The organism is Nocardia sp. NPDC058658 (assembly GCF_042716665.1).
GTDB lineage: Bacteria > Actinomycetota > Actinomycetes > Mycobacteriales > Mycobacteriaceae > Nocardia.
The window spans coordinates 971,271-983,914 of record NZ_JBHXRR010000001.1 but is presented as its reverse complement, the minus strand read 5'-3'; the positions used below and the strand labels follow the sequence as shown (position 1 = coordinate 983,914).

Sequence of the window (12,644 nt, the reverse complement as noted above, 5' to 3'; positions counted from 1 at the left end):
GAATGGGTAGCACCGTTTGTGTTGAACGTGCAACCTCGACAATGGTTGATCTTGCTGTTTTCCCGGTGCGATCGGGAAGATAGGGTTGCCTAACAAGAGGCTCAGTGTGCAGGGGTCGATAGGCTTCGGATCGCTTTGTGACCAGCCCTGCCTGGTGCTCCGCAGTGTTGCGGTGCCCGCCCTGTCCGAAGGAGTGCGTTCCGTGACCGCCCCGGAGTTCCGCTATTCCGATCTGCTTCCGATCGGCGCCGACGACACGCCCTACCGCCTGCTCACCAGCGAGGGGGTCAGCACCTTCGAGCACAACGGGCGCACCTTCCTGCAGGTCGAGCCCGAGGCGCTGCGGCTGCTGACCGAGACCGCGATCCACGACATCAGCCACTACCTGCGCCCCGCGCATCTGCGGCAGCTGCGCAAGATCATCGACGACCCCGAGTCCTCGGGCAACGATCGCTTCGTCGCGCTCGACCTGCTCAAGAACCTCAACATCTCCGCCGGCGGCGTGCTGCCGATGTGCCAGGACACCGGCACCGCGATCGTGATGGGCAAGAAGAGCGAGGGCGTGCTCACCGGTGTCGACGACGCCGAATGGCTCAGCCGCGGCATCTTCGACGCCTACACCAAGCTGAACCTGCGCTACTCCCAGCTCGCCCCGATCACCATGTGGGACGAGAAGAACACCGGCACCAACCTGCCCGCCCAGATCGAGCTGTACTCGACCGAGGGCGACGCCGACAACCCGGTGTACAAGTTCCTGTTCATGGCCAAGGGCGGCGGTTCGGCCAACAAGTCGTTCCTGTACCAGGAGACCAAGGCCGTCCTGAACCCCGAGCGCATGCTCGAGTTCCTCGACGAGAAGATCCGCTCGCTCGGTACCGCAGCCTGCCCGCCGTACCACCTCGCGGTGGTCATCGGTGGTACCAGCGCCGAATTCGCCTTGAAGACAGCGAAATACGCGTCGGCGCACTACCTGGACAACCTGCCGACCGAGGGCTCGATCACCGGTCACGCCTTCCGTGACGTCGAGCTCGAGGAAGAGGTCTTCCAGCTCACTCGTGAGTTCGGCATCGGCGCCCAGTTCGGTGGCAAGTACTTCTGCCACGACGTGCGCGTGGTCCGCCTGCCCCGCCACGGCGCCTCCTGCCCCGTCGCGATCGCCGTCTCCTGCTCGGCCGACCGCCAAGCCCTTGCCAAGATCACCAAGGACGGCATCTTCCTGGAGCAGCTGGAAACCGAACCGGCCCAGTACCTTCCGGAGCAGACCGCCGACATCCTCGGCGGCGATGTCGTCAAGATCGATCTCAACCGCCCGATGGACGAGATCCGCGCCGAACTGTCGAAATACCCGGTGAAGACCCGTCTTTCGCTCACCGGCCCGCTGGTCGTGGCCCGCGATATCGCGCACGCCAAGATCAAGGAGCGCCTCGACGCGGGCGAACCCATGCCGCAGTACCTGCGCGACATGGCCGTCTACTACGCCGGTCCGGCGAAGACCCCAGAGGGCTACGCGTCGGGCTCTTTCGGCCCCACCACCGCCGGTCGCATGGACTCCTACGTCGACCAGTTCCAGGCCGCGGGCGGCTCCATGGTCATGCTCGCCAAGGGCAACCGCTCCGCCCAGGTCACGAAGGCCTGCAACGAACACGGCGGCTTCTACCTGGGCTCCATCGGTGGTCCCGCCGCCCGGCTCGCGCTGGACTGCATCAAGAACGTCGAGGTTCTGGAATACCCCGAGCTCGGCATGGAAGCCGTCTGGAAGATCGACGTCGAGGACTTCCCGGCGTTCATCGTCGTCGACGACAAGGGCAACGACTTCTTCGCCGAGACCTCCAAGCCCCTCGCCCTGCGCGTGCGCACCCGTTCCAAGGAACGCGTGTAGTCCGTTCTCCAGCGAACCCCGGTGTCCGTTTCGACGGGCATCGGGGTTCGCTGTCCCGGCGTCATCGACCGCGCCGGTGTAATGTGACCTACGGCATACGGCGTACAGGCTCGATGGGGGTGTGATGGTTGCTGGTGGGGTTCCTCGGGGGCGGATGACGCGCAGCGCCAAGCTGGGCCAGTACGCGGCCGGTCAGGCTGTCCGGGGAGTCGGGCGGCGGCTGACGATGATCGGGCGGACCGACGAGGCCCGCCAGGTGCTGGCCGAGCGGTCGGCGATGATGAAAGCGCAGCAGATCGTCGCGGTGCTGGGGAGCATGAAGGGCTCGGCGATGAAGCTGGGGCAGATGGCCTCGGTGCTCGATCTGAATTTCGTGCCGGAAGCGCATCGCGAACAGTTCCGTCAGCAGCTCGCGGCCTTGCAGGATCGGGCGCCCGCGATGCCGTTCCCGACCATGCGGCAGGTCATCGAGGACGATCTCGGCCCGCTGGAACGCACCTTTTCCGAATTCGACGAAACCTCGGTCGCGGCCGCGTCGATCGGTCAGGTGCACCGGGCACGACTACACGACGGGCGCGTCGTCGCGGTCAAGGTGAAGTATCCCGGGGTGGAGCGTGCCGTGCACGCCGACATCGGCAATCTCGAATTCCTCAGCAAGATGGGCAAATCCATGCTGCCCAGCCTCGCCGACACCGGCGTGCTCGAGGAAGTGGCCGCCAACCTGCGCAGCGAACTCGATTACGAGCGCGAAGCAAGGACCCAGCATCGAGTCGCCCAGCGCTATCGTGGCCATCCGCTGATCACCGTGCCCGACAGCATCGAGCAGTACTGCACGCACAACGTGCTGGTGACCGAATATGTTGACGGAAAACCCTTTTCGCATCTCCAGACGCTGCCGGACGCCGAACGTGACCACTACGGCGAGCTGATCTACCGCTTCTATCTGGGTTCGCTGTTCACCGACAACGAGTTCTGCGGCGACCCGCATCCTGGCAATGTGCTGCTGGCCGCCGACGGCAAACTGGCCTTCGTCGATTTCGGTCTGTACAACGAAATGGACGCCGCCCATGTCGAATTCGAGCGATCCTGTCTGCGGGCGGCCGCCGAGGGCCGGGCCGATGACCTGTACAACGCCTGGGTCGGTCGCGGCATCATCGACCCGGACGCGCAGGTCACCGTCGAAGAGTGCATGGCGTATGTGTGGGCGGTGACCGGCTGGCACCTGCTCGACGAAGTGGTCACCATCACGCCCGAATTCGCCACCGGCGCACTGCTTCTCGCCGCCGACCCGCGTTCGTCGGACTTCCAGGGCATGCACAAACAACTCCTGCCGCCCGAACACGTGTTCTCCCGCCGCGCCGACCTGTTCACCTTCGCCACCCTCGGCCAGTTGCGCGTCACCGCCAACTGGCACCAACTCGCCCGCGAATGGCTCTACGACGAGCCCCCGCAGACCGCGATCGGCGCGACGATCGCGCAGTGGCGGGCGACCGCGGACGGAAGCGGTGACCGGCCCGCTCGATAGGATCGGCCCATGACCACTGTGCTCGGCCGCGCGGCCGACCGGATCCTGATCACGATCACGGCCGCCGCAGCCGTAACAGCCCTCGGCTTCGGCACCGCCCATGCCGACACCCTCGAACAGTTCCAGTCCGCCGCGGGCACCGAAGGCCTCGCCCCGCCGCTGGCCGCCGCCTACACCCTCGCCGAACAACAGGCACACGCCGAGGGTGTGCCCCTGTCGATAACCTCCGGCCACCGGACCTACGAGCAGCAGCAATGGCTCTGGCAGGACGGCCTCGCCACCTACGGCACCCCCGAAGAAGCCCGCCGCTGGGTCCTCCCACCCGAAGAGTCCACCCACGTCTCCGGCCACGCCGTCGACGTCGGCCCCCAGGAGGGCGCCCAGTGGCTCGAGACCAACGGCAACCGCTGGGGGCTGTGCCGGACCTTCGACAACGAGTGGTGGCATTTCGAGTTGGCCACCGCGCCCGGCGCACCGTGCCCGCCGACGGTGCCGGACGCGAGCCACCGCTAGAGCTCGATCCGGCAGTTCACAACTGGCGTGGCAGTGCACCCGAGTGCACTGCCACGCGGTAGGTCAGCGCAGCTCGGCGAAGAATGTCCGGATGTCGGCGACGTGCGCGGCGGGTTGTTCCATCGCGACGAAGTGGTTGCCCGGATTCCCCGACGGCCAGTGGGTGATCTTGTTGCCGCGGTCGGCGAGTTTGCGCATCAGCGGTGAGCCTCCACCGTAGACGCCGGTCGGCACCAGGTTCTGGTCGGTCGGCCAGCCGAAACCGCCGCCGTCGCGCAGTCCGTCGTACATCGGCCAGGACGAGGTGCCGGTGGTCTGGGTGAACCAGTAGAGCGAGATATTGGTGAGCAGGTGGTCGCGGTCGATCACGTCCTCGGCGAGGTCGGCCATGAACGCGAACTCCTGGAACTTCTGCATCATCCAGGACAGCAGTGCCACCGGCGAATCGTTCCAGCCGAGCGCGAAGGTCTGCGGGGCGGCTCGCAGGATCTCGTGATGGTTGACGCCACCGGTCATCCACTGCTGCATTTCCGCCCACTGCGCGAGGTCCTCGGCCGACATCGTGGGCACATCCGCCTCGGTCGGCATCCCGATCCCGCCGTCGAGATGCACGCCGATCACGTGCTCGGGTGCGGACAGAGCCATTTCCGGCGCGACATAGGCGCCGAGATCGCCACCCTGGGTGCCGTAGCGGTCATAGCCGAGGCGGTCCATGAGGGTTGCCCACATCGCGGCGACCCGGGCCGTGGTCATTCCGGGTTCGCGCGGTGCCGCCGAGAAGGCGAAGCCGGGAACGGACGGGATCACCACATCGAAGGCCAGTGCCGGGTCGAGACCGTGGGCGCGCGGGTCGGTGAGCGGGCCGATGGTGCGGGTGAATTCGACGAACGAGTTGGGCCAGCCGTGGGTCAGCAGCAGCGGCACCGCGTCGGGTTCGGGGGAGCGGACGTGCACGAAATGGACGTCGAGACCGTCGATCTCGGTGACGAACTGTGGGAACGCGTTCAGTGCGGCTTCCTGTGCGCGCCAATCGAATTCGTTGACCCAGTAGTGGGCGAGCTCGCGCAGGTACTCGGTGGGGACGCCGCGCTTCCAGCCCTCGCCCGGCAGCTGCGCCGCCCAGCGCGCCCTGCTGAGCCGCTCGTGCAGATCGTCGATGTCGGCCTGCGGGATGTCGATACGGAACGGGCGGATGGTGCTCATCGGAACTCCTCGTTGTCGGTGTGATCACGACGCTATCGACCATCTAGGACAGTTCTGGTCCTAGATGTGCGGCAGAATTGAATTCATGACCGACACCGCCGCCCGCCTGCTCCGCTTGCTCTCCCTGCTGCAGATGCCACGGGAGTGGCCGGGCAGCGAACTGGCCGACCGCCTCGGCGTCACCGACCGAACCGTGCGACGCGACATCGACCGGCTGCGCGACCTGGGCTATCCGGTGGTCGCAGCGATGGGCGCGGCCGGTGGCTACCGGCTCACCGCAGGCTCGGCGCTACCACCGCTGATCCTCGACGCGGACGAGGCAGTAGCCGTGGCGGTCGGGCTGAGAGTCGCTGCGGGACAAGCGGTTGCGGGCATCGAAGACGCCTCGGTACGGGCCCTGACCAAACTCGAACAGGTCCTGCCCGCGAAACTTCGCCGCCGAGTTCAGGTGGTCGGTTCGGCAGTCGCGGTCCGAGCGGGCGAGGGCCCCACCGTCGACCCGGAAGTCCTCACCACCCTCGCCGCCGCCGTCACCAACCGAGAACGCCTCCGCTTCACCTACCGCGACGCCACCGGCGCCGAATCCCGCCGCCACACCGAACCCGCGGGCGTCGCCGCCGCAGGCCGCCGCTGGTACCTGGTCGCCTACGACCTCGACCGCGACGCCTGGCGCAGCTTCCGCGCCGACCGCATCGAATCCCCTCACCCCACCGGCGCCCGCACCACGGCCCGTGACCTACCCGCCACCGACGCGGCCGCCTACGTCGCGGGCAGCCGAACCGATTGGGCCACACCGCAATACCGCGTCGACGTCACCATCGAGGCACCACACGGCCGAATCGCGGGCCGCCTCGGTGAGCAACCGAAAACCCTACGCGCGGAAGGCAACACCACCTGCCGCCTCACCGCCACCCGAGACGACGACCCCACCTGGCTCGCCGTCCAGCTGATCTCCTTGGGCGTCCCGTTCCGCGTATCCGATTCGCCAGAACTGATCTCGGCATTGCATGTCCTGAACGATCGCCTCGCTGCCGCGGTGGCGCAATAGTGGATTGAGCGCAGCACTAGTCTGGGATGGTGCCTCGTTCACAATTGACCTACGCAGTGGGAGTTGCTGGATTCGCCGTTGTCGATACGGAATCTGCGTGAGTTCGTGGTGCACGGATGCCGTCTCGCGAACGGCCGGTTGGTTCCGGCGAATTCGCAGTGGGACCGGGCCTCGGTGGCGTTTGGCGAACTGGTCGGGTGGCTCAGTGACGGAGCGGCCATGGATGCGGTGACCGCGGCATTCGATCGAACCGAGGATCTCGAGCAGCTCGAGCTGCTCGCGGAAACGTACGGGGTACTCGAGTGGGTTCGGCCCGCCTCGTAGTCAGACTGTGCCTACGAGGCGGGCCGGGGTCAGGGACGGGTGGCGACGGCTTCGACCTCGAAGAGGACGTCGGGGGTGGCCAGGCTCGCTACGCCGATGAGGGTTTGGGTGGGTGGGGTGGTGCCCCAGTGCTCGTGGACGGCGCCGGCGATGGGGCCGAGTTTGCTGACGTCGTGGTTCACCACGTAGGTCCTGAGTTGGACGACGTCGGCGAGGGTGAGGTTGTGGGCGGCCAGGGCGGTGGCGATGTTGCGGAAGGTCTGGTTCACCTGGTCGATGAAGTCGGAGGAGATGACTTCGCCTGTCGGGAGGGAACCGTATTGTCCTGAGACGAGCACCAGACCTGTGCCTGCGGGGATGACGGCGGTGTGGCTGTAGCCGTAGGGAGTCGGGTCGTGCAGGCCGTCGGGATTGACGATGGTGTGGGACGCGTGCTCGGTGTTGGTCATGTCGATGAATCTGCCAGGAATACCCGACATCTTGTGTCGTGTATTCCTGACATAGTTTTCTCGTATGCGAGCTGACCGGTTGGTCTCCCTGGTGCTGCTGTTACGCCGACACGGTCGAATGTCGGCGGACACCCTGGCCCGCGAGCTGGAGGTGTCCACCCGTACGGTGCTGCGCGACATCGAGGCGCTGTCCACGGCCGGCGTCCCGGTCTACGCCGAACGCGGCAGGCACGGCGGTTTCGCATTGCTGCCCGGGTTCCGGACCGAACTCACCGGGCTGAATCACGAAGAGGCGCTGGCCTTGCTGATCGCCGGATCACGGCGTGGCGCACAGGCATTCGGTCTGGGGTCCGCGCTCGCGTCGGCCATGCTCAAGGTGGTCGACGCGCTGCCGGAGAGCTACCGGGACATCGCGAACGACGCGGCCCAGCGATTGCTCGTCGACCCGGAGACCGATCTCCTGGCCCGGCGGGTGGTTGACGAGGACGTGTCCGACACGATCGTCACCGAAGTCCGGCGCGCGGTGCTCGCCGGCCACAAGCTGCGCATCCACTACGCGGCATCCGACGAGAGTCCGCAGTGGCGCACAGTGGACCCGATCGGCCTGGTCACCGTCCGAGGCCAGGGCTACCTGCTCGCCACGAGAACGGGCCAGGACCGCACCTACCGGCTGTCGCGTGTCCTCGCCGCCGAGGAACTGGACGAGCCCGCACAGCGACCGGATCGGGTCGATCTGGACCAGGCATGGCAGGAACGCAGCGCGCGGTTTCGGGCGGGCGGTGAGCAGGTCACGGTGCTGGCGCGGGTGGACCCCGCTCGGCGCGAGGAACTGGCGGGTACCTCGTTGGCCCTGCGCGTCGATGACGCCGACGCCGATGGTTGGCTGCGCCTTGAAGCTACCTTTCAGGATCGCAGGCACGCCGAATGGGCGCTGTGGCAGCTCGCCAAGAACGCGGAAGTCCTTGCCCCGCAATGGTTGCGGGTAAGTCTGTACGAGCGTGCTGCCGCGATCGCCGCCTGGTACGAAGTGGCACCTGAACGGTGAGCCTTTTCGGCCCCGCTCAGCCCACCGGCGCCGGTTCGCCGGGCATACCTTCCAAGGTCAATCCACCTTCGATGGTGTTGGGCACTCGGCGGCGGTTGGGCGAGCCCAGCGCCGTGGTCAGATCGCCGCCGTCGTGTTCGGCGAGGAGCTCGCCGCTGTCCCACACGAGAAGTGTTGCGCTGACAGTGTTCTCGGCGGTGGAGTGGGCCAGGTCGTAGTGCGCGCAACCGGGGACGTGGGGATAGGTGATCCAGAGGTCGTAGCCGGTCATGAACAGGTCGAGGTCGAATTGCACACTGAGACCGAGCAATTCGCTGCGGCCGTTGTCATCGACGCCGGCGAAGGCTTCGTCCAGGGCGAGCAGGCGCGGCGCCTGAGGGTCGGCGGAGTCGAGCATCACGTGGGCCGCGGCGAACAGCGGCAGGTGAAGTGAGACGGACTGTTCACCGCCGGAGAGGGCGCTGTGCCGGGCGACGGTGAGTTTGTCCTCGGTGCCGTCGCCGGAGATGAGTGTGAACGAGAAGACCCGCCAAGTCCGGTAATCGAGTGTCGCGGCGAGGATTTCGGGGTAGGAGCGTTCCGGGTGGGCGGTGCGGGCGGCGCGGATCTCGGCGGCGAAGTGGGCGCGGACCGCGCCGAGGTCGTCCGAGCTCAGCGCGGTGGTGTCGCGGTCGAGGAGTTTGCAGACCGAACGCGCGGATTCGGAGAGGCCGTCGGCGAGGATCCAGTGCACGCCGATCGTATTGCCCGACGACATCCGCCGCTGCTTCATCTCCGCACCCATGCGGGAGATGAGTTCGCGGGCGTCGGTGGTGCGTTCGTGGATCTGCTGGGCCAAGCCGGTGAGCAGCGCGTCTTCGAGAATGCGGCGCTCGGCGTCGGTGAGCAGCAGCTCCTGGTCGCGCCGGGCGGCGTCGATGCGAGCGGCGAAGTCGGCGAGGGCGGCCTGGCCGTTCTCGTCGTGGACGGCCACGACGGTGAGTCCGTCGGCGGCGTCCCAGTTCAGGCGGTAGTCGCGCCCGGATGCGGTGAGCGCGGCGTCGAACTCCTGCAGTGCGCTGGTGACAGCGGAACGGGTGGACTTGCGGCCCGCCTCGGTGGCGCGCACCTGGCTGGTGGCGGTGTCGAGGTCGGCGAACAGGGCCGCGACCTCGGTGGGTAGCACCTCCGGGTCGGTTTCCGGCCCCGCTGCGACGATGCGGTACTGCAGTTGCTCCGGGGTCGACCACGCGGCATCGCTACTGGGCCAACGATGTTCGGTCGAAGCACCGAGCAAGCTCAGCAGATCGGGGCGAGCGTACGGGGCAAGGGAACGCACCTCGGCGAGTACCTCGGTGAGAGCGGTCGCGAGGGCTTCGTTGGCGGTGCGATAAGCCGCCTCGGCGTCGCCGACCGCTTCGATCGCGGCGTTGGCGGCCTTGCGCGCGGCCCGCTGTTCGGCCTTGGCCGCCTCGATGGCACCGCGAGCGAGGTCCAGGTCGCGGTCGATGTCGGCGGCACTGGCGCCCAACGCTTCTCGGAGAGTTTCGAGTTTGCGTTGCTGCTCGGTGTAGCCGAGCCGAGCGGCCTCCGCCTCTTCCGCGAAGGCCTCGGCCAGCGCGCGCGCTTCGTCGTGCCGGTCGGCGCCCTCGCGTTCACGTTCGCGCTCGCGATCGTGTTCGGCGCGCAGACGAAGCAGGCCGGTGCCGGTGTTCTCGAAATGGCGGATCGCGGCGGCGAGCGCGTCGAGTTCGCGTGCCTCACGCGGGGTTCGGTGGGCTGCGGCGGCGGCGCGAACCTTCTTGTCCAGGGCGGCGACCTCGGCGACAGCCTGGTCGAGTTCGCGCTCGGCCTGGGTCGCGGCCTCCACGCGCGAGCGCATCAGGCCCGCGGTCTCGGCGACAGCCCGCAAGGCGGAGGTCACTGCCGACGGTCGCGGCAGAGCCTTCGCCGCAGCCGACAACGCGGCCAATTCAGCACTGGCCGAAGCATCTTCGGCCCGCGCAGCCTCGTGCTCGGCGGCAGCGGCCTCGATCGCCGCCTCGATCTCGGCGAGCCGGGACTCCCGCCTTCGAGCACGTGCCGTCGTACCGATGAACTCGGCTTCGGGCTTGTGGTGGTGGCCGACGAAGACGCCCTGACGGAAGCTGCCGGTCGCGTCGACGACGGTGTGGGGTACGTCAGCGCCGGTCAGTGCGGCGAGAGTGGCGGCCGAGGTGTGGGCTGTTGCGGGGTCAGGCTGCGCTGAGCGTTCACTATTCGATGACACCGTCGCGAATTCGCCCGATTCGCCCGATCGTGTGCGCTCAGCGCGGTTCGCCTCGGCGTCGGATCCCGGAGCCGTGTGTTCGGCCTCGCCGTTCGCGGCAGCAACAGCGGAGTGGCTTCGGCCTTCGCGGTGCGTGGCGCCGCGCAAGGCGATAGACGCGAGCACTGCTGTGACGGTATCCGTAGGGACGGTGAGTTCGGCCGAATCCTCTTCGACGACAAGGACATCGGCGAGGGTTCGACCCTGCGGACGCTGGTCGATGGGCAAGGGGAGCAGGAAGTGCTCGGAGGAGATGTCGGCGGGCAGGGTCGGGCCGCAGATCCAGCTGTCGAGCAGACCGCTGGACTGCAGTGCGGCTTCGATACCGGCCGCGTCCTGCGCGGACACCGAATCGGCGAATCGCACCAACTGCCACAGCGGTACGCCCGGAAGTCCTTCGCGGACACCGGTTCTGGCGGGATTCGGTGGGGGAGCATCGTCGCGCTGGGCAGCGATCTGTTTGCGTTCGGCGGCCAGGGCATCGCGACGGGCCGCGGCCGCGACTGCGCGCGAGCGGGCTTCCTGGCGGCGAGTGCGGATCTGCTCCTGCAGTGGTTCACACCTTTCGGCCAGAACCTCGGACGCGGAGGGGATGTCCTCGACTCCCGCACCGGCCAAGGCGGCGTCGAGCGCCTCGAACAAGCCGAGGGCAGCGCTGGTCCGAACGGCGCCGGACCGGTCCTCCGTCATCGGGTGGCCGGCACTCGGGCGACTGCGGTCGCGGGTGTCGGCACCGTCCCCGATTGTGGTGGTGTTCGTTGCCGGGCCATCGGTGCTGGTCGGCGTGATATTCGAAGGTGCGGCACTGGCCTCCGTCGCCGGGGCGGCCGTGTCGCGGCTGTCTGCCGCGCCGCTCTCCGGCGATGCGACGGCGGCGAAGACCTCGGTGTTGGTGTTCCACCAGGTGCGCAGGGCGGCGGCGGATTCGCTGCGGGCCAAGGCCACTGCGGCTTCGGCGTGGGCCACTTCGGCCGCGGCGGAGTCGCGTAGTTCGATGGCGCGTTCGGCCAGCCGTTCGGAGCGGGTGCGGTCGGCAGCGGCGGTTTCCCACTTGCCCAAGGCTTTTCGGACCGCGCGGACATCGGCGTCGCGTTCTTCGGCGTGACCGCGGACTGCGGCGGTGAACTGGTCACCGCGACCCTCGGCGCTGGGTGGGGTCCACTCGATGCCTGCCTCTTCGGCGGCGGCGCGGACGGCGTCCTCGCCACGGACGAGGGCGGCGGCGGCGGTCCGTACGGCCTCGGTGGCGCGGGAGGCTTCCTCGGCGCGACGTTGCAGCGTGTGCGACGCTTCGGCGGCCTTGTCGCGGTGGGCGGCGGCGGAGGTTTCCAGGCGGCGCACGGCGTCGGCGAGGTCGTCGAGCTGCTGCTTGCCTTCGTAGGCGCTCGAGCGTTGGAGGTTCTCGCGGTCGGCGATGGCCTGTTCGTAGGCGTGGTCGGCGTTCTCGGCCCTGGTCTCGGCCTCGGTCCGGTCGGTTTCGCGGCGGGTGCGCAGGGCGGTCGCGGCGAAGAGCGCGGCGGAGGCGTTGGTGACGGCGTCGAGGCGGGTGCGGAGTTGGTCTACGTCGGTTTTCGCCTGTACCGCAAGGTATTTGCGGTACACATCGACGAAGCGGCGGGTGGCGGTGTCGGCTTGGACGAGGCCGTCGAGGGTGCGACCGACCTCTTCCATATCGCTGAACGAACGGGCCGCGTCGAGAATCAACTGCTCGTCGAGAGGGCGCAGGCCATCGGTGAGTGCTTGCGAAAGACCGCGCGGGTCGAGGTTTTTGGCGAGCTGGGGTCGGCGCAGGGTGAGGATCAGGTTGATCAGCTGGTCGTACCGCTGCACGCCGAGGCCGAACATGCGCGCGTCGATCGCGGCGCGGTACTCGACGGGGCGGTCGACGATGGCGTCGCTGCCGATCTGCTCGGCCAGTTGTTTGCGGGTGAGCGGGCGGTCGTCGGGGCCGATCAGGGAGAAGTCGACACCGGCGCGGCCGTCGGCGACGAAGTACCAGCGGGTCACCTTGTCGGCGGAGCGGGTGGCGCGCATACCGATGCCGACGGTGACGGTCTCTGGATCGTCCCAGTCGCCGCGCGCGAACTCCATCCACACATACGAGTAGGCCGATTCCTGCTTGCGGTACAGCAGATTCGACTTCATGGTGCGTTCTTCACCGGCGAACGGGTTGAGCCTGCGCGGTTCGATCCGCCCGTCCAGCACGAACGGGAACAGCACCTCGAGTGCCTTGGTCTTACCGGAACCGTTCGGTCCGCGCAGGACGAGGCGACCGTCGGCGAAGCTGAACTCCTGGTCGCGGTAATCCCACAGGTTCACGATGCCGGCCCGGGTCGGGATGAAACGCACTCCGTCGTGAATGAGTGACATG

Annotated in this window: 9 protein-coding genes; 6 read left to right on the top strand and 3 right to left on the bottom strand. The window is 67.8% G+C overall.

What is annotated here, in order from left to right; genetic code table 11:
* Positions 1-202: 202 nt before the first annotated feature.
* The 3 genes from ACFWUP_RS04515 to ACFWUP_RS04505 all read left to right on the top strand — a co-directional run bounded on the left by ACFWUP_RS04515 (position 203) and on the right by ACFWUP_RS04505 (position 3,917).
* On the top strand, positions 203-1,879 hold the full coding sequence (locus tag ACFWUP_RS04515; protein ID WP_379230647.1) for a fumarate hydratase: 1,677 nt from the start codon (positions 203-205) through the stop codon (positions 1,877-1,879).
* Between the two features lie 124 nt (positions 1,880-2,003).
* The gene (locus ACFWUP_RS04510) at positions 2,004-3,404 is read left to right on the top strand and encodes an ABC1 kinase family protein (RefSeq protein WP_379230645.1); all 1,401 of its coding nucleotides are present in this window, start codon (positions 2,004-2,006) and stop codon (positions 3,402-3,404) included.
* Positions 3,405-3,413: 9 nt separating this feature from the next.
* Entirely contained in the window at positions 3,414-3,917 is a 504-nt protein-coding gene (locus tag ACFWUP_RS04505; protein WP_379230643.1) for a M15 family metallopeptidase, read from the top strand.
* A 63-nt stretch (positions 3,918-3,980) separates the two neighbouring features.
* Here ACFWUP_RS04505 and ACFWUP_RS04500 read toward each other — a convergent pair whose 3' ends face one another.
* Entirely contained in the window at positions 3,981-5,120 is a 1,140-nt protein-coding gene (locus tag ACFWUP_RS04500; protein WP_379230642.1) for an epoxide hydrolase family protein, read from the bottom strand.
* An 85-nt stretch (positions 5,121-5,205) separates the two neighbouring features.
* Here ACFWUP_RS04500 and ACFWUP_RS04495 point away from each other — a divergent pair, with 85 nt between their 5' ends.
* Both ACFWUP_RS04495 and ACFWUP_RS04490 read left to right on the top strand, forming a co-directional pair.
* Positions 5,206-6,168, top strand: a complete 963-nt coding sequence (locus ACFWUP_RS04495) for a helix-turn-helix transcriptional regulator (RefSeq protein ID WP_379230640.1) — start codon at positions 5,206-5,208, stop codon at positions 6,166-6,168.
* 78 nt (positions 6,169-6,246) lie between these two features.
* Complete coding sequence (locus ACFWUP_RS04490) at positions 6,247-6,492, top strand: hypothetical protein (RefSeq protein WP_379230639.1); 246 nt, start codon at positions 6,247-6,249, stop codon at positions 6,490-6,492.
* Between the two features lie 29 nt (positions 6,493-6,521).
* Here the strand turns inward: ACFWUP_RS04490 and ACFWUP_RS04485 are convergent, their stop codons facing one another.
* A complete protein-coding gene (locus ACFWUP_RS04485) occupies positions 6,522-6,941 on the bottom strand; it encodes a RidA family protein (protein WP_379230637.1) in 420 nt (139 codons plus the stop codon).
* 64 nt (positions 6,942-7,005) lie between these two features.
* On the opposite strand from ACFWUP_RS04485, the gene ACFWUP_RS04480 reads away from it, so the two are divergent.
* Positions 7,006-7,986: a helix-turn-helix transcriptional regulator gene (locus ACFWUP_RS04480; protein WP_379230635.1), complete on the top strand. Its 981-nt coding sequence runs from the start codon at positions 7,006-7,008 to the stop codon at positions 7,984-7,986.
* Positions 7,987-8,002: 16 nt separating this feature from the next.
* Here ACFWUP_RS04480 and ACFWUP_RS04475 read toward each other — a convergent pair whose 3' ends face one another.
* The gene (locus tag ACFWUP_RS04475; RefSeq protein ID WP_379230633.1) at positions 8,003-12,643 is read right to left on the bottom strand and encodes an SbcC/MukB-like Walker B domain-containing protein; all 4,641 of its coding nucleotides are present in this window, start codon (positions 12,641-12,643) and stop codon (positions 8,003-8,005) included.
* Position 12,644 lies beyond the last annotated feature (1 nt).

Coding starts and splice junctions, on each gene's coding strand:
- ACFWUP_RS04510 (WP_379230645.1), top strand. CDS start 2,004: ATGGTTGCTGGTGGGGTTCCTCGGGGGCGGATGACGCGCAGCGCCAAG.
- ACFWUP_RS04505 (WP_379230643.1), top strand. CDS start 3,414: ATGACCACTGTGCTCGGCCGCGCGGCCGACCGGATCCTGATCACGATC.
- ACFWUP_RS04500 (WP_379230642.1), bottom strand. CDS start 5,120: ATGAGCACCATCCGCCCGTTCCGTATCGACATCCCGCAGGCCGACATC.
- ACFWUP_RS04495 (WP_379230640.1), top strand. CDS start 5,206: ATGACCGACACCGCCGCCCGCCTGCTCCGCTTGCTCTCCCTGCTGCAG.
- ACFWUP_RS04485 (WP_379230637.1), bottom strand. CDS start 6,941: ATGACCAACACCGAGCACGCGTCCCACACCATCGTCAATCCCGACGGC.
- ACFWUP_RS04480 (WP_379230635.1), top strand. CDS start 7,006: ATGCGAGCTGACCGGTTGGTCTCCCTGGTGCTGCTGTTACGCCGACAC.
- ACFWUP_RS04475 (WP_379230633.1), bottom strand. CDS start 12,643: ATGTCACTCATTCACGACGGAGTGCGTTTCATCCCGACCCGGGCCGGC.